Source organism: Streptomyces sp. NPDC091682 (genome assembly GCF_044756625.1).
Taxonomy (GTDB): domain Bacteria; phylum Actinomycetota; class Actinomycetes; order Streptomycetales; family Streptomycetaceae; genus Streptomyces.
Map to the genome: position 1 here is coordinate 12,867 of NZ_JBIVTH010000037.1, position 25,392 is coordinate 38,258.

Here is a 25,392-nt window from a genome sequence, read left to right on the forward strand (position 1 = left end):
GAACACCACCGCACCACCGCAGCACGGCGCCATTGCACCACGGCACCACCGCACCACGGAGCCACCGCATGACCGCTCGCCAGACGCTTCCCGCCGCGCCCCTGCGCGCGGCGGGAAGCCGCGCGCCGCCCCCACCCACAGGACGGGAATCCATGCCGCAGTTGCAGTCGCAGCCGCACTTCACCCCCGGCACCGACGGCTACCGGGTACGGTCCGCGCCCTACGCGCTGGCCCGCGCCACCGTGCTCGCCCAGCCGGCCCAGCCCCCCGCCGCAGCCGCCTTCCGGGACCTACTGAGCCGCCTCCACCGGCTCGACACCGAACTGTCCCTGACCACCGCACCGCTCTGCGACGACCTGTACGCCGCCCGCGACGACCACCCCGCGGACTTCCACCGCGACACCGTCCTGCCGCTGCGCCGCGCCCTGCACAACCGCCGTGAACCCCGCCCCGCCCTACTCGTCCGCCTCGGTGACCTACCGGCCCGCCTGCCCCGGCTCGCGACCTGGCTCGCCCTTCGCGCCGACCGCGACACCCTCCTGGCCGCCCTCGACGCGACCTGTGGCCCCGCCCTCGACGCCGAACGCACCTCGCTCGCCGCCCTCTGTCGCGAGCCCGCCTTCGCCAAGGCCACCGCCCTGACCAGCGCCGACCTGCTGCGCGCCATCAACCGTGCCGCCGCCGGCACGGCCGACCGCCGCGCCCGCAAAGAGGAACCCACCGTGCTGCGCTACGCCCTGCGGGCCAGCACCAAAACCAGCCCGCTGTCATGGTTCACAGCGGTCGGATGGGGCCCACTGGCCGGCCGCCCTGCCGACGGCCCCACCCACCCGGTGGCCTCCTGGGGTACCGCGCCCGTCCTCGACGGCCCCCTGCGATCCGTCGTACGGACCAACCGCACCCTCACCACCGCGCTGACACTCGCCCTCCTCGACGCACCGCACCGACGCACCACCCTTCCCCATCGCATCACCAGCACCGCACGAATCGCCGACGCACGCACCGCGTACACCCGCGACCGGCCATCCTTCGCCGGCGGCCGCTACCTCGTGCCCGGCGAGGACGAGGCCGAGGTGGCCTCCAGCAATCCGCTGCGCCTGCTCACCCACCTCGCCGAGAACCCCGTACCGCTCGCGGACCTGACGCAACACCTGGCCGCGGCGCTCTGCCCGTCCGGCCCGGACGGCCCGCCCGGCCCACCCGGCCTGTCCGGCCCGGACGACAGCGGCGACGGCCGGGCCGCGGTCGCCGCCTTCCTCGACCGGCTCACCCACGCCGACCTGCTGGTCCCGCAGCACCCCCTCGCCCCACAAGACCGCGCCCCCCTCCAACGCCTCGACGCCTGGGTACGCACCTTCGCACCCGACCACCCCGAGGACGCGCACCGCGCCGACCGGATCGCCGAACTGGGCTCGCTGACCGCCCGGTTCGCCGCCGCCCCGGCAGCCGACCGCCCCGGCCTGCTCACCGACCTCACCCAGCGTTGGACCGCCGAGCTGGCCGCCGCCGGCCGCCCCGTCCCCGCCGGCTCCGCCCCGCTGACCGTCCTGTCCGAAGACGTGATCGCCGCACGCCCGCTGACGCTCGACGGCTTCCTCGACGCCGCCGACCACGAGGCCCTCGCCGAGGTCACCGCCCTCGCCGAGCTCTTCGACCTCGGCCACCTCGTCCGCCGCACCCTGCGGGACCGCTTCGTCGAGCGCTACGGCCCCGGCGGACGCTGCGCCCACCCCTGGGAGTTCGGCGCCGACGTCACCGCCGCCTGGGAGACCGCCGGACGGATCGCCCGGCTCGACCCCGCCGACCGTGACGCCTTCCCCACCGGGATCGAACCGCTGGCCCGACTGCGCGCGGAGATCACCACCGCCCTGCGGGACCACGACGGCCCCCGATATCGCCACACCTGCGCTCCCGCCGACGAGGCAGTACTCCCCGCCGACACCCTCAAGACCCTCGGGGAGCGGCTCCCCGCCCCGACCCTCGAACGCCCCCTCAGTTACACCTACTTCCTCCAGCGCGACCCCGCCACCGCCCTGCTGGCGGTCAACCACGTCTACGGCGGATGGGGCCGGTTCACCAGCCGCTTCCTGGACTTCCTCGACCCCCGCGCCACCGCCGAGGTGTCCCGGCAGATCCGCCGCGGCCTCGGCCCCGGTGCCCGCCCCGCCCAGATCCGCCCCGTCAGCGGGTTCAACGCCAACCTCCACCCCCTCCTCGTCCCGGACGAGATCGGCCCCGACCGCGACCGCACCCCCATCGCCGAAGCCGACCTCGAACTCGTCCACGACGAAGCCACCGACCAGGTCCGCATCCACCTGAAGACCACCGGTGAACCCCTCGACGTGCTCTACCCCGGCTTCCTCGCCCCCGTGCTGCTACCCGCCCGCATCGCACCCCACCTCGCCGACCACCCCGGCGGCGTCGTCGACTTCCGGCCCCTCGCCCCCCGCCGAACCCTGGACGCACCCGCCGGCCAGGTCACCGTCAGCTCCCGGCTCCGCCACCGCCACGTGGTCCTCCAGCGCCGCCGCTGGCTGCTACCGCCCGCCGTGGTGGCCCAGTTGCGCGCCGACCTCGCCGCCGACACCAACCCCCACCGGGTCCCCACAGCCGCCACGGCCCACTGGCGCGCCCTCCTCGGCCTGCCCGAACAGGTCTTCCTCCACCCGGTGGCCGGCGCCTCCACGGGCCGGGCCACCGAGGACTTCCTCAGCCACCTGGCCCGACCCAAACCGCACCTCGCAGACCTCGGCAACGCCCTGCACCTGCGCTGCCTGGCCAAATGGCTGTCCCGACACACCGACGGCGTCGTCCTGGAAGAGGCCCTGCCCGCCCCCGGCGGCCTGGCCACCCCCGCCCGGGCCGTCGAACTCGCCCTGGAGGTCTACCGGGCCGGACGCCCACGATGACCCGCCCGCCCAGCCCGCAGCAACACGACAGGAGCGCACCGGACATGCCGCCCCCCGACCCTCAAACCCCAGGACAAGACCTCCGCGACCACAATGCGCTGGACGTCGTCGCCTACTACCACCACCCGGTCAAGGCCCCGCTGCTGCGCGAAGTCATGCTCCCGCTCGCCGCCACCGCCACCACCGACGGCACCACCGCGCACGTGGAGCGGCACTGGCTACACGGCCCGCACCTGCGATTGCGGCTCCAGGGCACCGACCCCGCCGCCGTGGCGGACACCGCCGCGGCCGCGGCCGCACACATCCGCACCTGGCTGCGCGCACACCCCTCACACAGCGACCTCACCCAAGCCCAACTCCTGGAACAAGCCACCGAGACCGGGCGCGCCGAACTCCTCCCCCCGCCCTACGGGCCGATCCACCCCGACAACACGACCCGGATCGAACCCGTCGACCGGTCCCCCGTACGCACTCTCCTCAAAGCGGACGGAACCGCCCTGCGTGAAGACCTCCTACGCCACGGCCTGGACGCCCTGCGGGCCGGTGCCGCCTTCCTCGGCCGGCACGGCGACACCGACCGCGCCCGGCTCCGCCTCGCGGTGACCGCCCTGGCCGCCCACGCCTGCGCCCACCCCGGCGGCCTGACGGGCGGACACTGGTCCTACGTTTCCCATCTGGAGGACTTCCTCCTCCACGACGACCCCGACGGAAAGCTCCGCGCCACCTTCGAACGACACGCAGAGCGCGCCGGGGACACCGTCACCGCCCTCGTCGCACGCATCGCCGACGGGCACACGGACGACTGGGAACAGGCCTGGGCCGGCTTCTCCCGCAACGCCTGGCAGCTCACGAGCCGACGCCATGCCGCCGGCGCCGACCTCCACGGAGACCCCCTCGCCTACCGGACCCGAGCGGCCGCAACCGGCGACGGCGCCGCGTACGAACGCTGGAACCAAGACATCCGCACCCGCTACAGCGAGTTCCACCAGCTACTGCGCCGCGCCGACCCGCAGGGCACGATGTGGAGCCGTCCCGACTACCTCATCCACCGGGCCTGCACCAACGCCCTGTACCGGCTGTTGACCGTCTGCGACGTCCGCCCGCTGGAGCGCTACCTCGCCGCGCACCTCGTCGTCCGCGCCGTGCCGGCCCTGACCGGCTGCGACTGGCGCACCGAGATCGGCACCGTTATCGACGCGTTGGAGGCACGGACATGACCGGCGAACACACCGCCCATGAGACCCACGACACCCATGAGACCCACGAGACCCACGACACCCACGACACCGGCGGGACCCGCGCGAACGGCAGCGGCCGGTTGCGTCCCGGCACCGCCGCCACACCCCTGCGCGCCGGCCTGCACCTGCGGGGACGGCGCGGCAGCGTCACGCTCGAAGGCAGCACCGCCGTTCCCGTGGTGTGGGGCCTGCTGGAGGAACCCCTGCGCTCCGGCCACCTCGCCGGGTTCCGCGAAGGCCTGGAGCCGGGCTCGGCCGTCCGCACCGCCGTCGACACCCTCCTCGACCGGCTCGCCGACCACGACCTCCTCATCCCCGCACCACCCGCCGCCGGGCACCCCGACCCCACGGTCACACGGTGGATTGACGCCACCGCCACGCACCCCGCCGACGCGGCCGCCCTCCTCGCCACCACCCGGGCCGAAGTCCTGGCCCGCGACCCGGCCTCCCCGACCGCCACCGCCGCCGTACGGGCGCTGACGGCCGGCGGGGTGCCCGTCACCCTCACCCCCGACCCGGACCTGCCCCACGACCGCGTCCTACTGACCCTCCGCGGCGGCGCAGGCCCAGATCGGGCGGTCGTGGCCGGGCGGGGCGGCGCCACCGGATACGTGACCGCTCCCGGCAGCGCCGCCCAGGCACGCGCCGACGCGGCAGCCCTTGAGGCCCGGCTCACCGACGGCGCCACCGCCCCGCAACCCCACGCGACCCCGGGCGCGTTCCCCGCACTGCTGGCCGGCGCCGCCGCGCACCGGCTGCTGTGCGCGGCCGCCGCACTGCCCGACCCGGCCACCGAAGCCGACGACCCACGGCTGCTCCCCGGCATCCCCGCCGTCCTCCTCGCCGACGCCCGCCCCGCGCGTTCCGACCACCACAGCTGGCTCGGCCCCGAACGGATCGACGCCGACCGCCGCGTCCGCCTCGCGCCCCCGGTGCAGCTCGCCGAGGCACTGCGGCGGGTCGCTGCCCTCGGGGACCGCCGCTGCGGCCCCCTGCCCGCACCCGAGCCGCAGGACCTGCCCCAGCTTCCGGTCCCGCTCGCCACCTGCACCCTGCCCGGCCCCGCCACCGGGCACTCCACGACCCCCCGCACCCTGACCGGCGGCGGACCCCGCCTCGACCTGGCCCGGCTGGAACTGTTCTGCCGTGCCGCCGAACTGCTCCTCGAGGACGCCACCTTCACCGTCGGCGCCGACCCGGGGCACGCCCACGGCCGCGCCCTGCGCCACGCCGCCGCACGCCGCCTCGCCGCCGCCCCGCACGACTGCCCCCCGGTCGATGCAGCCCGCTGGTCCGGCCACCCGCAGCTGTGCCACTGGTGGACGACCCTGACCGGCCGGCTCGCCGTCCCCGCACGACTGGAGGTGCACCGAGCTGCCCCCCACGCGCACGCGTACCGGGCCGTGGTCCGCCGCACCCCGCCCGGGCCCGGGCGGGGGCCGGGCCAGTTGCTCGGCGAGGCCGTCGAAGCGACTCCCGGTGACGCCGCTGCCTTCGCCGCGCTGGCCGCCGTCACCACCACCTGCACCGCCAGGACAGGGACGCCCGCTAGCCCGCCACCACCCTCCGGGGCCGCGGCCGCCCCGCTGGCAGCAGCCGGTGTGACCACCGCCGCCTGGGAAGACCTCGGCTGGACCGGGGGCTGGCTCGCCGACCTGGCCCGACGCGAAGAAGCCTTCCGCACCACCCTCCACCAGCTGTTCGAAGCCGGCCCCGCGAGCACACCTCCCGCACCCGGCCCCGCACCGGAATCCGGCCTTGCCGACCTGCTGCGCTCCTTCGGCTTCACCGTGCTGCGCACCGCCGAGGAGGCCCGATGACCAGCCCCACCGTTGCCGCGGCCGGCCCCACCCCCGTACCCGTACCCGTGCCCGCGACCGGTTCGGGCCCCGTCCCCGTGCTGGACGCAGCCGCCGCCCTGGCGGCCACCACCGGTCGGGCCGCGGTCCTACTGACCCACTGGACCCTCGGCCTCGCCGAGGAACTGAGCCGCCACGCCCTGTACCGGCCCGTCGCCCTGGTCCCGGTGCGCTACGACGGGCCGCTGGCGGTGATCGGACCGGTACTCCGGCCGGGCGCCGCCGCCTGTCTCGTCTGCACCGAGTACCAGCGCCTGACGACCGCGGGCGGCCGGGTGCCGTGGCAGACCCCGAAGCTGACCCTGGCCGGAGTACCCTCACCGGCCCTGACCCCGGCCACCCTGGCCCTCGTCCAGGACCTCCTCGACCACCCCGACCCCGACCCCGACCCCGACCTCGCCCCGGATTCCGGCCCGGATGCGGATACGGCCGTGGTCCACATCGTCCACCAGGGCCGCGGCACTTGGACCACCCACCACGTCCGCCCCATCGGGGGCTGCCACGTATGCCGCCCCCTGCCCTCCGACACGCAAACACCACTCCGCCCACTGCCCTGCGAACCCCGCCCGATGCCCGACCCGGCCGTCCTGCGCGGCCCCAACCCCCGCACGACCGGCGCCGCACTACGAGCCGCCCTGCACGACGAGCGGTTCGGCCCCGTGCGACTACTGCGCCGCTCCGAGGACTCGGCGTCCAGCCTCACCAGCGCACTCGTCACCGACGGCAGGTCCGTCGACGACGGCGGCCACGGCCGGGCCCGCTCCTTCCCCGACAGCGAACGCATCGCCCTCTTCGAAGCCGTCGAACGGTACGCGGGCATGCGCCCCACCGGCCGCCGCACCGACCTCCTGGCCTCCTTCGCCGAACTGGGCCCGGGCCGCGCACTGGACCCCGCACGGCTCGGCCTGCCCGACCCCACCCACCACGGCCACCCCGCCTCACCCACCGTCCCCTACACCCCCGACCTACCACTCCACTGGGTACACGGCTGGTCCCTCACCCACCAAAGGCCGATCGCCGTCCCCGAACACGTCGCCTACTGGGACGTACCGGGACCGGACCGGCCGCGCGTCGTCTACGAGTCCTCCAACGGCTGCGGCCTCGGCAACAGTCCCGAAGAGGCCGCCCTGTACGGGCTGTTCGAGGTCGCAGAACGCGACGCCTTCCTCATGGCCTGGTACGCCACCACCCCGCTGCACCGCATCCACCCGCCGGCCGACGACACCGACACCCTGCTGCTCGCCGATCGGGCGGCGGCCGCGGGCTACCGGCTCCTGCTCCTGGACGCCACCAACGACTTCGCCGTCCCGGCCGTCCTGGCGGTCTGCCGCTACGAGGGCGGCCACCCCGATGCGCCGCGCATGTTCCTCGCGGCCGGCGCCCACCACGATCCGCGCGCCGCCATCAGCTCCGCCGTCGCCGAGGTGGTCACCAACGTGCTGGAGGCACCGCACCGTTCCTCCGCTGACAAGGGGCCGCGCGACCCGCAGCGGCTGCGGCCCATGCTGGAGCACCCCGAACTCGTCCTCGCCCTGGACGACCACGTCGGACTGAGCACCCTGCCCGAGGCCGCCCCCCGCCTGGAGTTCCTCTTCACCGACACCCCGACCGCCACGGTCGACGAGGCCTGGCCCGGCGCCCCCCAGCCGGTGCCCGACCTGTCCGACCTCCTGACGCGGAGCGTCGGCCGCCTCGCCCGGGCCGGACTGGAGGTGATCGCCGTCGACCAGACCGAGCCCGGGCTGCGCGAGCAGTTCGGCCTGCACTGCGTGAAGGTCATCGTCCCCGGCGCACTCCCGATGACCTTCGGGCACGTCAACCGGCGCACCCTCGGCCTGCCTCGACTGCTGGAAGTGCCCCACCGCCTGGGCCGCACCGGCCGGCCGGCGCACCACGGCGAACTGCCCCTGCACCCGCACCCCTTCCCCTGACCCGACCCGCGACGACGAGGACCGGACGACGTGACGACGACCGACAACGACACCCCCGCGGGCACCGCCGCCGGCACCTGGCAGAGCCACCACCTCTTCCTGCACTCCACCACCGAGGACACCGACCGCTTCCTCATCCACGACACGGCCCCCCTACTCGACGGCCTCGTGGCCGCCGGCGAAGCCGCTGACTGGTTCTTCATCCGCTACGGGCAGGACGGCCCCCACGTACGGATCCGAGTCCGGACCACCTCGACCGCGACCGGCACGGAGCTCATCGGAGTACCGGACCTGCTGGCCCGGCGGGCACGCCAGGTGCCCGCCGTCCCCGGCCCCTGGCCCTCCCGGCACGCCGAGGTCCGCTCAGTGCCCTACGTACCCGAAACCCAGCGCTACGGCGGACCGCGGGCCCTGCCCGTCGCCGAAGCACTCTTCGCCACATCCACCCGCACCGCCCTCGACGTACTGCGGGCCCTGCCCGCCACGACCACGGCCGCATCCCGGCTCACCGCGGCCGCGGACCTCGCACACACCACGGCGTACGCGCTCGGCATGGACCCGCTCGCCGCCGCCCGCTGGCTCCGCGCGCACGCGGCGGGCTGGCGCTGGGTCACCGAGGTACCGCTGCTGCCCGCCGCCACCGTCCACGCCCGGGTCAACACCATCCACGCCGCGCAGCGCACGACCCTCGCCGGGCGCGCCGCGGACCTGCGCGAACGCCTGGAGGCGGGCACCGCGGCACCCTGGCTGGCGCACTGGGCCGAACGGGTCCGGGAAGCCGACGCGACTCTCGACGGCCCCGGCGAGCAGACCCGGGCCGGCATCTGGGGCTCCCAGCTGCACATGCTGTTCAACCGGCTGGGAGTGAGCCCCGACGAGGAACGGGCCGTGTGCCGGCTGGCCGCGCGCACCCTGCTGGAGACCGACGGCGCACCGGCGGGCTTCTTCCCGCCCGGCCACACCGCCCCCGACCTGCAGTACCTGGAGCGCAGCAAGTTCCAGATCGGCCGCGGCGAGGACTCGGCACTGCGCCCCCTGCCAGCTCCGGCGGCCGGCCCGGCGACCGATCCGGCCGGGTCCGCCGAAATCCCCCTCCCCGCCGACCCGTTGCCCGAAGTCTCCCTGGCCACGGTCCTCGCCCGACGCTCCTCACTGCGCGGCGCCCTCACCGGCCCTCTGGACACCGGTACGCTCGGCGCCCTGCTGTGGCACTCCCTCGCCGAGAGCGGCCGCAGCGAGCAGCACCTCGCCGACGGCACGACCCGTACCCTGGCCCACCGCCCCTACCCCAGCGCGGGCGCCCTCCACACGGCACGCGTCCGCCTCCTCGTCCTCGACGTGAGGGGCCTCCCCACCGGCACCTACGACTGCGTCCCCGAACGCCGGACCCTGCGCCGCATCGGCCCGGCGGCGCCGTTGGAGGACATCACCGCCCTGTCGACCTACCTCTCGCGACCCTCGGCAGACCCGGACTGGATCGGCATCGCGCAGGCACCGGTACTCCTCGCCCTCTACGCCGACCTCGGCCAGCTGCGCCGCCGCTACGGACTGCGCGCGCTGCGCCTGGCCCTGCTGGAGACCGGCCACCTGGCCCAGACCCTGCTGCTCACGGCGTCGGCCCTGGGCCTGGGCGGGACCCCGCTGGGCGGCTTCCACGACGACCTGGCCCACGAACTGCTCGGACTCCACGACCCGGACCAACCACTCCAGTACCTCCTTCCCCTCGGCCGCAGGCCGCACCGGCCCGGCAACTGACCACGACACGCCGACGGATACTGCCGAGGACGACCTCCGCCTACGACGACGACCGGTGCGGCCTTCAGAGCGCACCGGTCGACCGCGCCGGTGCCAGGGCGGGGGAGGGGAACACGTGGCGCGCCTCGCCGCCGGACCACCACACACCGACACCGTCCTGGCCTCCCAGGACCGCTCCCGCACCCGCTGGGAGGCCGTTCTTCGGACAACGCGCGGTGACGCCGGCCGCGGCGCCGTCCCCGCTGCCGGATCAGGCCGATCGGGCCTGGCCCGCCCACACGGCAGGCTTGCGGTGCGCCCAGGGCGCGGCGTTCTCCAGTTGCGCGGCGAGCCGGAACAGCACGTCCTCGCGTCCGTAGCCCGCGGCGAACTGGACACCGATGGGCAGGCCGGTGGCCGGGTCGGACGCGAGCGGCACCGACATCGCGGGCGTGCCGGCGACGTTGAAGGCGGCGGTGAACGGCGAGCGGTGGAACAGGTGCTCCAGCCAGCCCAGCCCGTCAGCATGCTCCGCGCCCCGACCGTAGGTGCCCAGGGGCACCGGTATTTCGGGGAGGGTGGGCGTCAACAGCACGTCCTGGCCCCCGAAGTGGGCGCCGATCGAGCGGGCGACCCGGTTGCGTACGTCGAGGGCGTGCACGAACTGGGCACCGCTCACCGTGCGCCCCCACGCGTAGCCCGCGAGCATCTCGGGCTCGACGGTGGACCCGTCCACGGGGCGGCCCGACGAGCCGGCGAGGCCATCGATCCACGTCACCAGGTTCGTGGCCCACAGGCGGGCGTTGGCAAGGACGAACTCCTCCCAGCTCACGCCGAGATCCACGACGGTGACCTCGACCCGGTGGCCGAGCGCCTCCAGCAGCCGGGCCGCGGCGAGGGTCGCCCCGCTCACGGCCGGCTCCACCGCACGCCCGCTCCAGGGGGTGGTGAGCAGGCCGACGCGCAGGCGGCCCGGCTCCCTGGTGATCTCCTCGAGGTACGGGCGACGGGGGCGCTCCGCGAAGTAGGGGTCACCGGTCTCCGGGCCCTGGATCAGGTCGAGCAGGGCCGCGCTGTCGCGTACGGTCCGGCTGAGCCCGCCGTGCACCGCGAGGCCGTTGAAGACCTCGTCGGCGTCCGGCCCCAGGGAGACGCGGCCCCGGGTTGCTTGAGCCCGAACAGCCCGGTGGCGGCGGCCGGCACCCGGATCGATCCGGCCGCGTCGGTGGCGTGCGCGAGGGGAGTGATGCCGGCGGCGACGGCCGCGGCCGACCCGCCACTGGAGCCGCCCGGGGTCCGGGTGAGGTCCCAGGGGTTGCGGGTGGCACCGTACAGGACCGGCTCCGTGGTGGTGCTGTAGGCGAATTCGGGCGTGGCCGTACGGCCCAGCGTCACCAGACCCGCCCGGCGCAGCCGCCGCATCAAGAAGGAGTCCAGCTCTGCCACGTTGCCGGCGGCGAGGCGACTGCCCCACTCGACGCGCTTGCCCCGCATGGACACGGCCAGGTCCTTGATGAGGAACGGCACGCCCGCGAGCGGAGTGCTGCCCGGGACGGGGACGTCCTCGGCGGGCCAGCTCTCCACGACGGCGTTGATCTGCGGGTTCACGGCCGCCAACGCGGTCTCGGCCGCGCTGGTGAGCTCCGCCGCGGTCACCTCTCCCCGGGCCACGAGCCCGGCCAGTCCCACGGCGTCGTACTGGGTGTATTCGTGCAGTTCCACGGCTTTCCACCTACGTTTCCGATCGGTCCCATGCGATACCGAGCGGTATCGTTTGGGGGTGGGCGGTAACGTAGCATGGGTCGAGAGACGCCGGCCAACGCGACCGAAGCGAGGCACACCATGACCAGCAGCCCCCCGAGGCCGGGCCGGGACTCGAGGGTCGCCCGCCTCCCCCCGCGCGAGCGCATCCTCGACGCCGCCGAGGAACTCTTCCTCCGTGAAGGCGTCAGGGCCGTCGGGGTCCAGGCCATCGCCGAACAGGCGAAGACCACGAAGATGGCCCTCTACCGTCACTTCGCCACCAAGGACGCGCTGATCGAGGAGTGGCTGAGGATCGTTGCGGCGGGGTACGCAACCGCCTTCGACCAGGTGGAAGCCGGGCACCCGAACGACGGCCGGGCCCAGGTGCTCGGCGTGGCGCGCTTCATCGCCGAGGGACTGCCGGACATCGCCCGACGGGGCTGCCCCTTCGTCAACTCCATTGCGGGCCTGCCCGATCCCGACCATCCGGCCCGTCGGCTGATCGAGAACCACAAGGCCGATCAGCGGCGCCGCCTCACGGCCATGTGCGAGCGGGCCGGTGCACACCTGCCCGACGACGTCTCCGCAGAGATCACCTTCCTCATGGAAGGCGCCCAGATCAGCGCACAGAACGGCAGCGTCGACCGCGCGGGGGACCGGCTCGTGGCCGCCGTCTCGGCAGTTTTGGACAGGGGGACGACAGCGCGGGAGGCATGAGACGCACGCACACGAGGGCGGTCCTCGAACGGCCCCCCACGCACGGCAGGATCACGGCTCCCACCGCCCCTTGGTCGCCTACCCCTTCCCCCCCCCGGTCGACCCACACGGCGAAGGTCCAGCCCTGGGCTGTGGCCCTGGACCTTGCCTTTGGCAGGGCGGCTCGGCACGCGGCGCAGGGGCCCCGACGGGTTGTGCGGCTGCTGGGGGAGGAGAACGACACGGTGTGGCCGGAGGCCGGCCTCACCGCGCTCGAAGAACAGATCGTCCGCGTCCTGGTGGTCGGGTTCAGGGAGATCGGGCCGCTGAGGGACGCCGACGAGCTGTCCGTGGAGGCGTTGGCGCCGGACGGCACATCGGTCGCCCGGTACGAGGTGACGGATGCGGGTGGCGAGACGGCGATGGTGCTCGCGGAGGTGTACCGGCGGGCTGGGGGCTGGAAGTTCCGTGCGGTGGGTCAGGGCTACGCGAACGGCCTCGCCGGCTTGGCGACGGACCACGGCGTGGACGTGTCGCAAGACGCCCCGGCGCCCCCGAACCGGATTCCGCCCCACCCCCCGACGCCGGGGCAGGGCCCGGCCCAAACATCGGTTCCGTTCCAGCCCCCGGCTCCGGCAGCGGTGTTCGCTGCTCCCGTCGCTCCGGCGCCTCCCGTGGCCCGGCGGTTAGCGGGTGAGCCGCAGGACTGGACGTTCGGTGCCGTCTTCGAACCGCATACGCGCACCGGCCGGGACAACGACGTGATCACGGTGAACGGGCTCCCACCGGGGCCGGTCGTGATCGACCTCAGCATCCGGGGCGAGGACAACCTCATCGTCAACCTCTTCGAACTGGAGGGGCACGACGACCCCACCGCTCTGCCCGACGACGACAACGTCGTGAACGAGATCGGCAAACGGCGGGAGACCGTTCCACGCCGGCGGTCAGGCGCACGGCGCCGCTCCGACACCGGTGGCCGGCACGGGCAAGGTCCAGGGTTGGCTGCGGCGGGGTAGACGCTGAGCCTCCATCTGGCTGACGCCGCACCGCCCAGCCACCCGACCCGGTCCCACCGGACCGATCCGGTCCGACAGGCACCAGCACCCCGAGCGAGCCCGGCTGACCGGGACCAGGCACCGGGGGCCGCACCCGTCAGGAGCCCAGCGGCACAGCACCTCGCTCAGCGCACTGCGCGGGCGCGATCCGCCACGCGCCGCTGTGCACATCGAGCGTTGCCATGAGGTCGGCCCGTTGCGGGAACGCGACGGCCAGCCGCCACCGGGCCGGCAGGGCGGCCAGCTTGATCGTCACCAGATCCCCGGTGACTTCGCCCAGGGCTCCGATCCAATGGGGGGCGGTCGCGATCAGCTGCTCAGGCAACCAAGACTCTGGCTCGGGAACGCGCACGGAAGGCACCCCGGTCAGCTCGGCGAGGGCGGAGCCGGCCAACAAGGCCATCAGCCGCGCCAGTACCGCTACCGGCAGGGCACGGTCGCGGGCTTCCAGCAACACGTAACAGTCGTCGTGACCCGAGAACCAGAACCGGGAGTCTTCCCAACGGCTCAGGATCGGTTCGTCGATGCCGGCCGTCCCGACCACCAGGGCCAGCTCGTCGAGCTGCTCCGCACTCATCCCGGCGGGCACGTCGACCAGAGCCAGTTCGTATGCGGACCAGCTGCCGTCCAGGAAACGCGGCAGATGGTCGCGGTCCATCACCAGCAATTCCTCGGCGAGTTCGTACGTGCCGGCCGCCCAGGATCCGAGGGGGTGGACCGTGCACGGCACGCCGAGATCGGCCGCGATCAGCCCGGGCCGCAGCGGATGCCAGTGCTCGTCCAGGTAGGAATTGGTCTCCAGAGACAGCACCACGACCGCGTCGTCCGCCACGGCCACCAGCAGATCGACCAACTCACGCGCCTGGGCCGCACCGGCGGTCACCTGCCACACCCCCTCGGCCTCACGGACACTGAAGCTCAACGGGAACGGCCGGCGCTCCACGCCGACACAGTTCACACTGAACGCGCCGTGCTGCCCAACTTCGATCACTGCCCACCCCCGGGAAACCGCCGGACGCCGCTCGGAGCCCGTCACCACCCATCATCGCCGGTCAGCGGGTCTCCTTTCGTCCCGCAGCCGGGGCGAGGGGCCCGCCCCGGCCCATGGGGCCGACCGCCCCCAGCGCCAGGTCCGCACTGTCCGCCACCCCCAGACGCTTCCCGGACGGGTGAACTCGCCCATCCGGCCGCTCCCGTATCCCGGCAGCGCCGTTGAGCCGGGCGGACCGCCGAATGATCTCTCGGCCGGCTGCCGTCCGCCCGGCTCGTTCCAGTGCAACCGCTCGAGGAGACACCCCCTTGGCTACCGCCGATCTTCCTGGTCCCGACTCGCTGCTGCGCCGCACACTGGGGGAGTGGCGGATCGGACTGGTGGCATGGCGGCTCCTGGTCCTGCAGACCGCAGATCCGGCGGTCGCCGCAGGCATGCGCGACTTCTCCACCTACCGCGCGCACCCCTGGCGGCGCATCGAGCACACCATGGACAGCGGGAAGCGACTGTTCTTCTCCGACCGCGAAGGGCTGCGCCGCGAGGTCGCCCGCCTGGAGCGCACCCACCGCCGTCTGGCAGGAACCGACGAGCAGGGCAGGTCCTTCACCGCGTCGGACCCGGCGGTGCGGGTATGGGTCCTGGTCACCTTGTACGAGTGCATGACGGCGATGCGGGAACTCTCGGGGCGCCCGCTGGCACCGCCCGAACTGGAGCAAATGTACGAAGAGTTCCGTGCGGTGTGTTCCGAGTTCGGCTTGTCCGACGACCTGTTCCCGGCCACGGCGGCCGACGTGCCCGCGTACATGGACCGCACGATCCGCGAACGCCTCGAATACAGCGAACCCGTGCGCTACCTGCTCTTCGACATGCTCCGCGAAGCCCCCGCACCCCGCCGCCTCGGCCCCCTGAAGCCGGCCTGGCCGCTCGTGCGCACGGTGGCCGCCCAAGTGATCGGCGCGCTGACCGTCGCGGACCTGCCACAAGCCTTCCGCGAGCGCTTCGCCCTGCCCCGCACCCGCCGCGCGGCCCTCCTGTCCTTCATCCTGCACCGCGGTATGCGCGTGCTGATGAACGCCCTGCCCGAGCACCGCCGCTACCGCACCCCACCGGCCGGCGTCCCCGTGACCCCACCGCCCTCCGCCGCTTCCACCGACCGCTCTTCCACGCCGGCGGCACGCTCCGTCCGGTTCCCCGTGCCACGCCGCCGCAAGGGTGCCGATTCCCGCCCCGCGCGTCTACGGACCTTCTTCCACCAGGTCCTGGACCAGACCGGCGACGGTCGCATCAGCTCGGTCGACCTGCAGGCGATGGCGCACAACGTGTGCTGGCCGCTCGAACTCGCCGCTGAACGCGAAGCACCCGTCTACGCCGCCTTCGAGACGTGGTGGCAGCAGCTACGGACCGGCATGGACACCGATGGGGACGGACAGGTGACCTGCGAGGAGTTCGTCACCGCCATGCTCACCGGAATCGACTCCGGGCCGGCCTACCTCGAGCAGGGACTGCACGTCGCGGTGCGGGCGGTCTTCCACGCGGTGGACACCAACGGCAGCGGACACCTGTGTGCCGATGAGTACCGCAAGGTCTTCGGCGGCTCCCGGGTCCACCTCGCCGAACTCAACCACGGCTTCCGCCAGCTCGACCACGACGGGGACGGCCGCATCTCCGAAGACGAATTCGTCCGGGCCTTCACCGACTACTTCACCGCCCGCACCGACAACACGGCCGGCAGCCAACTCCTCGGCCGCCCGTAACGGGCGACGTGCCCGGGCGAGCGCTGAGCCACCGTGGGCCGCCCTGCCCTGCCCTGCCCCGCCCGGCCCCGCATCGCACGCCCGCGCGCACGAAGGACGGCCCCGCCCGACCCGGCCGTCCCGCCGTTCCCCACGCCCGGCGGCCCTCGTGGCGGCCGGACTCATTGACCGGTACGGATTTCGTCGATGCGCTTCGCCAGAGACTGCGTCTCCGTGATCAGCCGCGCGTGCGCCTTCTTCTGCTCCTCGTCACCCCGGGCCTTGAACGCCGCGCTGAAGTGGGGTTGGAGCTGGGTCCACCAGCCGTAGTCCAGCATCGCCCACGCCTGCGGGCACAAGGGGGCGCGGGTTTTCGGGAGGTAGCCGCTGTCGACCAGCGACCGCTGGTACTTCTTCGGGTCGCTGCCCTCCAGGTAACACAGGAAGTTGAAGGCCCGCTGCTGGGTGACGGGGTGGTCGCTCGACATGCCCTCCAGGGTCGGCCGGCCTTCCTTGCGGGCGATCTCGTCGAAGAGGATCGCGGCGGCCAGCGACGGGCCCGGTCCGACCTCGTTGACGGTGTAGAAGGACGCGTAGCCGTCAGCGGCGTCCTCTTCGAGGCCGAGGTTGGCCAGGAGGAGCTGGCGTTGCAGGGCGTGGCCCATCTCGTGGTTGAAGATGAACTCGGTCGACAGCACGGTCAGATCGTCGGTGTTGTACTCGGACGCCGGGAACGGAGCGGGCCGTTCGACGGTCTTCACGACGTCGGCGAGGGCCTTCTCGATCTCCGTCAGGAACGCCGGCGGGATGAAGATCGTCCTTCCGTCGGGCTGGGTGACGGCGTCGGTGACCCCGGGCGGCACGTCGGCGGTGACCTTCACGACCATGTCGTGCGGGAGGGTGAGTGCCCTGTTCACCCAGTCGGCCGACCGCTCCAGCACACGCGAGTTCCGGATCAGTGCCACGGCCTCCCGATCCTCCGGTTTGACCGTGCGGGTCTCGTAGACGACGGTGACCCTGCCGGAGCGCGCCGCCTGTGGGCGAGGCCCGGCCCCCGGCCCCTGCCCGGCATCGCGGGCCCCGTCGCTGCACCCGCTCACGACGACCCCGGCGAGGACCAGCACGCCTGACAGGGCGGTGCGCGCCCTCCTCGAGCAACCGGCGGTGTTCGGCATCCTTGGTCGGCTCCCGTCGTGTGTTCCCGCACCGATCGTCAGGCCGTTCGGGAGCCCATGCCCGTCGAGCCGCCCGTTCGGGGGAGCGCTCGCCCGTCGGGGAGCAGAGCGCCGGATCCCCCGGACGGCGGCGTACGCGCCCTGCGACGACGCCGGAGCTCCGGGGCAGCGGTAGGCCGGCGGGCCGCAGGGTGGCACCGAGCGAAGGTTCGACGATGTGACCGCGGCCGTGAGGAACCCTCGCACGCGGCTACGACAGGGGCGTCAGGGCGAGGCCATCACGACGGGGTCGCCACTCTTGCTCCACGGGCTCACCCGTTCGACTTGAGTCGCGTCGTGGCCGTCTCGTAGCTGACGGTCTTGTCGCCCGTCGCGTCGACCGCGGCGGTGATCCTGTCGAGTTCGGTAGCGGAGACGATGCCCGCCAGGCCCTCCCGCAGCTGGCCGGTGTCGAAATGGGCTTCGAGATCATGGTCGTAGAGCCCGGCCAGGTCATCCTGCGAGGTGAGCTGTGCCATGGGTGCGTCCTTGTCTCCGTCCGTCTCGCCATGGCGCGACACGGTTGTCAAGGAATCCTTGACAACTCGATCATGTCAAGGTTTCCTTGACGCATGTCGATCTTGAAGTTGAAGGCCCAGCACCGGGACCTCTTCCCTGCCACCCCGTCCATGGCCGCCGTGTTGCCGCTCGCCGTGAGCCTGCCGGCCATGACGGTGGTCTTCGGCGGCCGGCTCGGCACCGCGGTGACCGTCGCCCTGATCGTCGTGGGCCTCGTACTCATCGCCTGCACGGCCGGACTGGCAGCCCGGGCGGCGGCCCGCGACTCGGCCGAGCGGGAGCGCCACGACGCGGCGGTCCTCGACGCCCTCGAACCCCTCGCCGGGCTGCGTCGATGAGCGGCGAACCCCTGCTCCACCCGGTGGAGATGGACCGGATCCGGGAGGGCATCGCCGCATCGGTCCTCGGCGCCCCCGAGGGGCTTGCCGACTCCCTCGAACACGACGCCCACGGCTACCTGCGCCTGGTGGACGCCTCGCGCGTCGGCGCCGAGGAGGCGAGCCGGCTGCTGCGCGAGGCCGTTCAGGGCGCCAGGGCCGCCGGCCACAGCTGGGACACGGTGGGCCGCGTCCTGGGGGTGAGCCGCCAGGCCGCCCAGCAGCGCTTCGCGGGAAAGGGGGTGGGCGCGCCCCCGTCGGCACCGCCCGGCGGGGGGTCGAACTCCCCCAAGCGCCGCACCCTCAGCGGGTTGACCGCGTTCAACGAGATGGCCGCCTTGGAGGAGGCCGGCCGTGACGGCTGGCACATGGTCGGCTACGGCCCCTTCTTCCACGAGGTGGAGGCGTCCGGCCATCCCTGGGAGCACTACCGGGTAACCCTTCCTTCCCCCGCACGACACCGACGGCTGGAATCAGAAGGATGGATCCCGGTCGGCGCGGGCTGGTTCCCGTGGCGGTACTACAAGCGGCCCGTCGACCCCGGCATCAAAGCCCCCACCTAGAGGGTGCCTTGTCGCCCGGGCCGGACCAGGCACGGACCAGGCGCGGACCAGCGCGGTCCGTGCCGTTCGGACGCCGGCGCGGTACGGGCACGACGGAGCGGAGGAGAAGGCGTGGGGGCGCACATTTCCCCAGGCTTTCGGGATCTGAGCCATGAAACAGGCGCCCCCCACCACGAGCACCTGGGGAACAACGCGACCGTGCACCCCGGCCATCTTCGACGCGGGCCGATGTTGTTCCAGGTGTGGACCAGACGCTGGACGTGCTCCTCGGGCTGCTGGACTACGACGCACGACCGGGGTAGGTCGGGCACCGTGTCGTCCGTACTGCTCGACCTTGATGGTGGTCGTGTCGTGCTGGTCGGTGGCCTCGGGCAGGGGAGGTTCCTCATGTTCCTGATGATGCGTCATGCTCGGATGGCGGGGGGCTTGGTTGGAGTGGCCCCGGGGGCGCGGAGGGGCAACAGCTCTGCGGCACCATGCTTTACCAATCGGTCGACCTGCTATCGGTGCAGGTCGCATAGCTTCTAGTCATTCGAAGCGGGGCCGGTGGACGGTATGCCGGGCCGAGAAGGAGAAGTGTGTCGTGACCTTGATCAATCTGATGGACACCGCAAGGGATCTCCCGGGAGGGTGGCGTTCGCTTGTGCTGGGGGAGGTGGGTACCGCCTGTGTGAAGGTGCTGAGGATGGATGAAATGCCCGTTGAGCCCGAGAGCCATGCAGCCGCCGAGGCTCTGCTCGTCCTCGATGGACAGCTCCAACTCGAAGTCGGCGGTCGGTCGATCTCGGTACGTGCAGGCGAGCTCTACATGATTCCGGCAGGTGCAATCCATGCGGTCGGCCCAGACAGCTGGGGCACGCTCGTGATCGTGGAACTTCGAGAGGACGAACTTCAAGACTCTCCGTAGGTCACACCCGGGGGTCTGGGTACTCGGCCCCGCGGCGGCGCGTGGCCGTGTGGCCGCGTGAGCGGCCGGGCCACTGGTGAAAGTTCGCCCTGCCAGCTACGGGGTGCCGCCACCGCTGTTTCCTACGTCACGGACGGCGAGTACCACGTGATCGTCGATCCTGGCGCGGTGGCCGGCTGAGACCGAATTCCGGGTCGGTCGGCCAGACAGGGGCCGGGCCTCGGTGACATCACCTGCCGCTCGGTACCGACACCGGTGTCTCAACGGCCCGGTGGACGAACCGGCCTGGATAGGGTGCTGACATGGCGACCATCCTGCGGCACCCCAGACCCGGATTCACATGGGATTGGTGGGCCGTAGACGCCGGGGGGTTCCTCGTGCACTTCTGCGACGGGCCTGCTCCCGAGCGCCTGCTTGCGCATAGGGACCGCGTTGACGCCGCATCCCTGTGGGCCGAGGAGCACCGACCTACATGGTTCGGCCGTGGCCCCTTGCCGATTCACGCCTTCTCTTGCAACGGTGAGTTGCCGACCTACACCCGGCAGGGTGTTCCGGACTCCCCGTTGCGACTGTCCGACGCGCCGGGAGTCATCGCAGAGGTTGCGGCCTTGGTCGAACTGAACCGGGTAGTGGGAGATACCTGGACGATCCACCTCGACGATGGATGGGTGTAGGCAGCCCCGTTATCTGGTCGGCTTGCTGATCAGACGAAGACGGCTATGGTGTCGCGTGCGAAGGACAGGCCTTGTCAGCTAGGACCACGTCGGGCTTCGTTCTGGGTGGGTTGCCCGGGTCTGCCGCGACATCGCAATGACCCGGCCCGGGGCGAGCAGAGCGGTGAATGCCTTCGCACCTGTGTCGTCGGTCGCCCGGATCTGCAGGCGATGGTGAACGCATCGCCGTTCCGCGACCTGAAGTGCTCGGGCAGGTCCATCCACGGCGTTCCGGTGCGGTACGTGAAAGCGATCGTGGCGATCGCCTGCCGGTGATCCCGCCACTGCCCACCCCCCCCCGGGTGCGCCTGTCGCTCCGGCGGAGGCGCAGAGCGCCATCGTTGGGCATCCGCTGCGAACCCCGGACCCGGCCGCCGCGGTCGTGACGCGCTCAGCTGGCGGGGGTTTGCCGGCAGATCAGTCCGCGCGCTCCAGCCCGAGGGCGCTACCCACCGGGATCGCCTGCCACATCGCGCTGACCTGCGGAAGCGTTTCGACGAACGTGGCGATCCGGGCCAGTGCTGCGGCACGTTCATGACCGATGGGGGCGAAGTCGAAACCCATGCTGTCGGCCCGGGCCGTATCGTCCAGGTCGGCCCAGGCCGGAGAGTCGGCAAAGAACAGTTCGAGCTCTACGCTCCAGCGCTGCGGCTGCCAGAACTCGTCATCCTGGTCATCCTCGTCGCGGACCGCGAACTGCCTGGTGAAGACCAGTGCGGGGCGGTCCCCATTCCAACTCCATCTACCCCACTGCACGATGAACCCGTCGCCGTCGTCCCGTGCAGGCTCAATCCCGTCGACCGGCAGCTGGACGAACTCCTGGAACGCAGACCATGCCCGTGCAACGTCGTCGATCGCATCCGGGTCAAGCCCATGACGTCGAAGAGCGAGCACGAACACTTCAGGACTGTTCTTCCAGTGCGCGGCCACGCCGGATGCTCAGCGAACCAGCCGGGCCGAAAGCCCGTCGAGCACGCAGTCCAGGCCGAACGCGAACTCGACGTCGGGGTCGAGTTCCTCGGCTTCGAGAACACGGCGGGCGAGCATCGGGTGTTCGCCGGCCGCGAGGACCTCGCTGATGTACGGGCCGATGCTGCGCTGCCACTCCTCCTCGCTGAGCCCGGTGCGCTGCTCCGCACGTCGAAGGGCCTGCTGGGCGGCGACCGAACCCAGTACGTACGCGTGCACGGCGCCCAGTGCCTGCGAGGCCAGGGTGATGTCGGGCGTGAGTGCGACGGCGGCGCGCAGCGCGGACTCCGACCGCCGCAACGAGTTGGGGCCGAGCGCGGGCCTCCCCGCCAGTTCACCCGCCAACCAAGGGTGCCGCAACAGCGTCGCACGCAACGCGTGCGCGACCGCCCCCAGGCCGGCACGCCAGTCCTCAGTGGACTCGGGAAGCGGAGCCTCGCCCTGCGCCGCGTCGACCATCAGGTCCACCAGCTCGTCGCGGTTGGTGATGTACCGGTACAGCGAGGCGGTCCCGGAGCCGAGATCACCTGCGACCCGCCGCATCGACACCGCCGCCAATCCCTCCGCGTCCGCGACGGCCAGCGCGGCCGCCACGTACTGGTCCACCCCGGGCGCGCGTCGACGCGGCTCGGGACGCGGCCGGGTCCACACCGACGAGGGAACGGGTTCGGTCATCGGGACGGGTCCTTTCCTCGTTGACCCCCATCCTACCGTCTGGCTACGGTGTAGCCATGACGGAAACAATGTGCCCAGAAGTTCCGGTGCTCGTGGTCGGAGGCGGCAGCGTCGGCCTGATCACCGCAGCACTGCTCACCCACCACGGCGTCCCCACGGCGCTCGTCGAACGACGGTCCGGGCCGTCGGTCCACCCACGCGCCACCGGCGTCGGACCGCGCACCGTTGAAATCCTGCGCGAACTCGGACTCGACACCGCAGTCGACGCCGCCGCGGTCGACCTCCGGGGCGCCGCTGGCAAGGCCGTGGCACGGACCGTCGTCGAGATGGGCGCGGGCGACGTCGTGACCGTGCCCATGCCGACCCCCTCCGCCGACGAGCTGGACGTGACCCCGTTCAGGCTGCGCGGCGTCTGCGCCCAGGACCGGCTCGACGCGGTCGTCGCAACCGACCTCGCACGCCGCGGAGCGGACCTGCGCTGGTCGACCCGACTGGTCGGCATCACACAGGACGCCGACGGGGTCGTCGCCGAACTGGAGGGGCCCGACGGCCGCTACTGGCTACGGTGCACGCGCGCGGTCGCCGCCGACGGCACGCACAGCACCGTGCGGACCGCGCTCGGCGTGGTTACCTCCGGGCCGGGCGACCTGGGCAAGCCGATGATCAACATCCTGTTCCGCGCAGACCTCCGACCGCACCTGCGGGGCATGTCCTTCGCCACCTGCACGATCACCACACCACTGGCCCCCGGCCTGCTGGCCACGGTGGACGGCGAGACGAACTGGGTCTTCCACGCTCCCTGCGACGTCGACGCCGGCGAACGCCCCGAGGACTTCACACACGAACACTGCGCCGCGGTCGTCCGGCAGGCGGTCGGCGATCTCGACCTCGACGTCGAGGTGCGCAGCGTACTCCCGTGGCGGCCCCGCAGCGCAGCGGCCGAAAGCTTCGCCGTCGGCCGCGTCTTCCTCGTGGGCGACGCCGCACACACCGTGTCGCCCATGGGCGCGTTCGGCCTCAACACCGGGGTCGCCGACGCACACAACCTGGCCTGGAAGCTGGCTGCCGTCCACCGCGGCGAGGCCGGTGCCGGGCTGCTCGACACCTACGCGCAGGAACGCGAACCGGTCGCTGCGGCCACCCTGGACCAGGCGATGCGCCGGCTCGCCGACCCGCAGTTGCACTGGGGACGCGGTCCCGAGGCCGACGCCGCCAGGGCGGCGGCAGGGGTGTGGGCGGCGCCGGTCGTGCACCTCGGCCAGAGGTACGACTCGGCCGCCGTCATCGACCCGCGGCCACAACTGCCCTCCACCGTGGACCTGGTGCTGGACGGATCGCCGGGTTCACGCGTGCCCCACGCGTGGATCAACGGGGTTTCCACGCTCGACCTGGTGGCGTCCCGCTGGACCCTGCTGGTGGGCGTCGCCGGCGACCGCTGGCTCACCGCCGCGACGGACCTCGCGCTCCCCGCGCATCGCATCACGGTCCCCTGGCTCACCGATGAAGGGGCGCTGCTCGTCCGTCCGGACGGGATCGTCGCGATGCGCGCCACGGTGGCGGCGACGGATCCGGCGCGGTTCCTCACCGAAGTCTTGGACCAGGTACTGGCCAGGCCGGTCCCGATGCCGAGCACCTGAACGGGACACCTCGTCGGAGGAGCCCGTTCCGCGGCTGGAACTTCGTCGTGCCGGAGGCCGACAGGGGCTCTGTCAAGTCCCGAAAGGTCGCGGCATGACGTGGTGCGGGATGGGAGGGCTTACTCGTGAGACGGACGCACGCAGAGTGGACGGTCCCCGTCCAGGCGTTTCCAGATGTCCAGAGTTCCAAATTTCCAGGTTCCACCTCCGGGATGTGGAGGCGTTGACGGTTCGGAAGGAGTGCGCGCATGCGAGTCACCACGGTGTACCCACCGCCCTGTGTCGGGGGGCGAGCGTCGTGAATTCCTTGCCTCCTTCCTCCGAGCGTCCCACCGGCCCGCCGCCCGGCCCGTTGTCGGGCCGGGGTGCGCACGTAGAGCCGCCCCCGCCGCCCCCTCCGCCGCCACCAGGCCCGCCGCCTCCCTCGGGGCCCCCGTCGGGGCCTCTACCGGTCTCTTCCGGCGGGTCTTCGCTGCCGCCGGCGGGCGGCGGCGGCCGGGTTCGCGGGTGGCGATCGCGCAGGGCCGTGTTGGGTGTGAGCACGGCGGTGGCCGTGGTCTCGGCCGCGGTCCTCAGTTTCACCGTGCTGGGCGGGAACACCGCGATGAGCGGTGAGGTCTTCCTCCAAGCCGCTCCGGAGGTCGGGCCCGACCCGTTCACTCCTTCGACGGCCACACGGGCCGAGAGCGTCGCCAAGGTCACGCCCATGACCGCGGGCATGAACGCGAAGGACGGTACGAACACCAACGCGACCACGAGCACCGCGAGCGCCACGAACGGTGCGCGCACGCTCGAGGTCGACGGCGGCTATCCCGGGCTGTACGGCGGGACGCGCAACGTCGCGAGCTGTGACGTAGAGAAACAGATCCGGTTCCTCACGCAGCACCCGGACAAGGGCAGGGCGTTCGCCGTCTCGCTGGGTATCCGCCAGCCCGAGATCCCCTCGTACTTGCGGTCGCTGACGCCCGTCCGGCTGGGTTGGGACACCAGGGTGACCAATCACGGATACCGCAACGGCGCACCCACCAGCTACCAGGCGGTCCTGCAGGCCGGCACTCCCGTACTGGTCGACGGCCGGGGCGTGCCCCGGGTCCGCTGTGCCTGCGGCAATCCCTTGGATCCGCCCGTGGCGGTCAGAGGCGGGCAGACGTACAGCGGCGCGAAGTGGTCCTCGTTCCGCTCCTCCGGCCTCGTCGCGGTCAGGCCCGCCGCGAAGCCGGTGAAGACCGTCACGGTCTTCGACCAGGACCGCAGGGGATGGTACGAGCGCCCGAGCGGAGCGGCGGAGAGCAAGCACGACCGCGAGGTCCCGCCCCCGAAGGGCCAGACCCCCGGTTCTGCCTACCCGGTCCTGCCGGCGGCCCACCCTGGATCGGTCCAGCCACTCCCGGACAGGCCCCCGAACCAGCCCCCGAAGACCAACCCCAACGAGAACCCCAACCAGAACCCCGACCAGAATCCCGGGAACGCACCCGCTCGGATCCCGGGCAACCTCCCGGGCGAGGGCTCGGAGAAGGCAACGGACCAGGACCCGGGGAAGGAACCGGGTCAGAAGACGGGCGAGCACCCGGGGAAGGAGTCGGGCCGGGAGCCCGGCAAGGCGCCCGCACCGGACGCAGACGAGGAGCGCGACCAGGACCCGGGCAAGGCCCCCGAGAAGGAGCCGGGCAAGGACTCGGGCACGGTGCCGGATAAGGGGTCTGGCCAGCACTCGGGCGAGGACTCGGGGAAGAAGCCGGGCAAGGAGTCCGGCGAGGACCCGGGCAAGGCCCCCGAGAAGGAGCCGGGCAAGGACTCGGGCACGGTGCCGGATAAGGGGTCTGGCCAGCATCCGGGCGAGGACTCGGGGAAGAAGCCGGGCAAGGAGTCCGGCGAGGACCCGGGCAAGGCCCCCGAGAAGGAGCCGGGCAAGGACTCGGGCACGGTGCC

Annotated in this window: 18 protein-coding genes and 1 pseudogene; 13 read left to right on the forward strand and 6 right to left on the reverse strand. The window is 72.6% G+C overall.

Features of this window, described 5'->3' with window-relative positions:
* The first annotated feature begins 68 nt into the window (after positions 1-68).
* The 5 genes from ACIQK6_RS40735 to ACIQK6_RS40755 are packed head-to-tail and all read left to right on the forward strand — an operon-like array spanning position 69 to position 9,692.
* Positions 69-2,909 (forward strand): lantibiotic dehydratase, encoded by a 2,841-nt coding sequence (locus ACIQK6_RS40735; RefSeq protein WP_402697490.1) that lies wholly within the window; start codon positions 69-71, stop codon positions 2,907-2,909.
* Positions 2,910-2,953: 44 nt separating this feature from the next.
* Positions 2,954-4,126 carry a lantibiotic dehydratase C-terminal domain-containing protein gene (locus tag ACIQK6_RS40740; RefSeq protein ID WP_329094911.1) on the forward strand — a complete coding sequence of 391 codons (1,173 nt, stop codon included), beginning with the start codon at positions 2,954-2,956 and terminating at the stop codon, positions 4,124-4,126.
* A complete protein-coding gene (locus ACIQK6_RS40745) occupies positions 4,123-5,967 on the forward strand; it encodes a hypothetical protein (protein ID WP_329094909.1) in 1,845 nt (614 codons plus the stop codon). Before ACIQK6_RS40740 ends, ACIQK6_RS40745 begins: the two co-directional genes overlap by 4 nt.
* The gene (locus tag ACIQK6_RS40750; protein WP_402697492.1) at positions 5,964-7,937 is read left to right on the forward strand and encodes a TOMM precursor leader peptide-binding protein; all 1,974 of its coding nucleotides are present in this window, start codon (positions 5,964-5,966) and stop codon (positions 7,935-7,937) included. The genes ACIQK6_RS40745 and ACIQK6_RS40750 overlap by 4 nt, the downstream gene beginning before the upstream one ends.
* Positions 7,938-7,967: 30 nt before the next feature.
* Positions 7,968-9,692 carry a thiopeptide-type bacteriocin biosynthesis protein gene (locus ACIQK6_RS40755; RefSeq protein WP_329094906.1) on the forward strand — a complete coding sequence of 575 codons (1,725 nt, stop codon included), beginning with the start codon at positions 7,968-7,970 and terminating at the stop codon, positions 9,690-9,692.
* Between the two features lie 250 nt (positions 9,693-9,942).
* On the opposite strand, the pseudogene ACIQK6_RS40760 reads toward ACIQK6_RS40755, so the two are convergent.
* Positions 9,943-11,165, reverse strand: a pseudogene (locus tag ACIQK6_RS40760) (amidase).
* Between the two features lie 348 nt (positions 11,166-11,513).
* Here ACIQK6_RS40760 and ACIQK6_RS40765 point away from each other — a divergent pair.
* Both ACIQK6_RS40765 and ACIQK6_RS40770 read left to right on the forward strand, forming a co-directional pair.
* Positions 11,514-12,131: a helix-turn-helix domain-containing protein gene (locus ACIQK6_RS40765; RefSeq protein WP_329094901.1), complete on the forward strand. Its 618-nt coding sequence runs from the start codon at positions 11,514-11,516 to the stop codon at positions 12,129-12,131.
* 194 nt (positions 12,132-12,325) lie between these two features.
* Complete coding sequence (locus tag ACIQK6_RS40770) at positions 12,326-13,126, forward strand: TerD family protein (RefSeq protein ID WP_402697494.1); 801 nt, start codon at positions 12,326-12,328, stop codon at positions 13,124-13,126.
* Positions 13,127-13,262: 136 nt separating this feature from the next.
* On the opposite strand, the gene ACIQK6_RS40775 is transcribed toward ACIQK6_RS40770, so the two are convergent.
* Complete coding sequence (locus tag ACIQK6_RS40775) at positions 13,263-14,156, reverse strand: hypothetical protein (RefSeq protein WP_402697495.1); 894 nt, start codon at positions 14,154-14,156, stop codon at positions 13,263-13,265.
* Positions 14,157-14,464: 308 nt separating this feature from the next.
* On the opposite strand from ACIQK6_RS40775, the gene ACIQK6_RS40780 reads away from it, so the two are divergent.
* Positions 14,465-15,910 carry an oxygenase MpaB family protein gene (locus tag ACIQK6_RS40780; RefSeq protein ID WP_402697497.1) on the forward strand — a complete coding sequence of 482 codons (1,446 nt, stop codon included), beginning with the start codon at positions 14,465-14,467 and terminating at the stop codon, positions 15,908-15,910.
* A 161-nt stretch (positions 15,911-16,071) separates the two neighbouring features.
* Here the strand turns inward: ACIQK6_RS40780 and ACIQK6_RS40785 are convergent, their stop codons facing one another.
* Together ACIQK6_RS40785 and ACIQK6_RS40790 are read right to left on the reverse strand one after the other, a co-directional pair.
* On the reverse strand, positions 16,072-17,064 hold the full coding sequence (locus tag ACIQK6_RS40785) for a DUF4344 domain-containing metallopeptidase (protein WP_329094897.1): 993 nt from the start codon (positions 17,062-17,064) through the stop codon (positions 16,072-16,074).
* Between the two features lie 311 nt (positions 17,065-17,375).
* Positions 17,376-17,582, reverse strand: coding sequence for a hypothetical protein (locus tag ACIQK6_RS40790; RefSeq protein WP_329094895.1), 207 nt, complete (start codon positions 17,580-17,582; stop codon positions 17,376-17,378).
* A 93-nt stretch (positions 17,583-17,675) separates the two neighbouring features.
* Here ACIQK6_RS40790 and ACIQK6_RS40795 point away from each other — a divergent pair, with 93 nt between their 5' ends.
* From ACIQK6_RS40795 to ACIQK6_RS40805, 3 genes are all read left to right on the forward strand, one after another.
* Positions 17,676-17,960 carry a hypothetical protein gene (locus ACIQK6_RS40795; RefSeq protein ID WP_329094893.1) on the forward strand — a complete coding sequence of 95 codons (285 nt, stop codon included), beginning with the start codon at positions 17,676-17,678 and terminating at the stop codon, positions 17,958-17,960.
* Entirely contained in the window at positions 17,957-18,562 is a 606-nt protein-coding gene (locus ACIQK6_RS40800) for a hypothetical protein (RefSeq protein WP_402697499.1), read from the forward strand. The genes ACIQK6_RS40795 and ACIQK6_RS40800 overlap by 4 nt, the downstream gene beginning before the upstream one ends.
* A gap of 583 nt (positions 18,563-19,145) precedes the next feature.
* Entirely contained in the window at positions 19,146-19,469 is a 324-nt protein-coding gene (locus tag ACIQK6_RS40805; RefSeq protein ID WP_329094889.1) for a cupin domain-containing protein, read from the forward strand.
* A gap of 1,130 nt (positions 19,470-20,599) precedes the next feature.
* Here ACIQK6_RS40805 and ACIQK6_RS40810 read toward each other — a convergent pair.
* Both ACIQK6_RS40810 and ACIQK6_RS40815 read right to left on the reverse strand, forming a co-directional pair.
* Positions 20,600-21,112, reverse strand: a complete 513-nt coding sequence (locus tag ACIQK6_RS40810; protein WP_329094887.1) for a hypothetical protein — start codon at positions 21,110-21,112, stop codon at positions 20,600-20,602.
* A 9-nt stretch (positions 21,113-21,121) separates the two neighbouring features.
* Positions 21,122-21,826, reverse strand: a complete 705-nt coding sequence (locus ACIQK6_RS40815) for a TetR/AcrR family transcriptional regulator C-terminal domain-containing protein (RefSeq protein ID WP_402697500.1) — start codon at positions 21,824-21,826, stop codon at positions 21,122-21,124.
* A 56-nt stretch (positions 21,827-21,882) separates the two neighbouring features.
* Between ACIQK6_RS40815 and ACIQK6_RS40820 the strand changes: the two genes are divergently transcribed.
* Both ACIQK6_RS40820 and ACIQK6_RS40825 read left to right on the forward strand, forming a co-directional pair.
* Positions 21,883-23,463, forward strand: a complete 1,581-nt coding sequence (locus ACIQK6_RS40820; RefSeq protein WP_402697501.1) for an FAD-dependent monooxygenase — start codon at positions 21,883-21,885, stop codon at positions 23,461-23,463.
* Between the two features lie 535 nt (positions 23,464-23,998).
* Positions 23,999-25,392, forward strand: a 1,394-nt coding sequence (locus tag ACIQK6_RS40825) for a DUF6777 domain-containing protein (protein ID WP_402697502.1), incomplete at its 3' end; no start/stop codon positions are given.

Bases quoted from the DNA above. Each gene is read 5' to 3' on its own strand.
- ACIQK6_RS40735 (WP_402697490.1), top strand. From the start codon at position 69: ATGACCGCTCGCCAGACGCTTCCCGCCGCGCCCCTGCGCGCGGCGGGA.
- ACIQK6_RS40740 (WP_329094911.1), top strand. From the start codon at position 2,954: ATGCCGCCCCCCGACCCTCAAACCCCAGGACAAGACCTCCGCGACCAC.
- ACIQK6_RS40745 (WP_329094909.1), top strand. From the start codon at position 4,123: ATGACCGGCGAACACACCGCCCATGAGACCCACGACACCCATGAGACC.
- ACIQK6_RS40750 (WP_402697492.1), top strand. From the start codon at position 5,964: ATGACCAGCCCCACCGTTGCCGCGGCCGGCCCCACCCCCGTACCCGTA.
- ACIQK6_RS40765 (WP_329094901.1), top strand. From the start codon at position 11,514: ATGACCAGCAGCCCCCCGAGGCCGGGCCGGGACTCGAGGGTCGCCCGC.
- ACIQK6_RS40785 (WP_329094897.1), bottom strand. From the start codon at position 17,064: ATGCCGAACACCGCCGGTTGCTCGAGGAGGGCGCGCACCGCCCTGTCA.
- ACIQK6_RS40790 (WP_329094895.1), bottom strand. From the start codon at position 17,582: ATGGCACAGCTCACCTCGCAGGATGACCTGGCCGGGCTCTACGACCAT.
- ACIQK6_RS40795 (WP_329094893.1), top strand. From the start codon at position 17,676: ATGTCGATCTTGAAGTTGAAGGCCCAGCACCGGGACCTCTTCCCTGCC.
- ACIQK6_RS40800 (WP_402697499.1), top strand. From the start codon at position 17,957: ATGAGCGGCGAACCCCTGCTCCACCCGGTGGAGATGGACCGGATCCGG.
- ACIQK6_RS40815 (WP_402697500.1), bottom strand. From the start codon at position 21,826: ATGACCGAACCCGTTCCCTCGTCGGTGTGGACCCGGCCGCGTCCCGAG.
- ACIQK6_RS40820 (WP_402697501.1), top strand. From the start codon at position 21,883: ATGACGGAAACAATGTGCCCAGAAGTTCCGGTGCTCGTGGTCGGAGGC.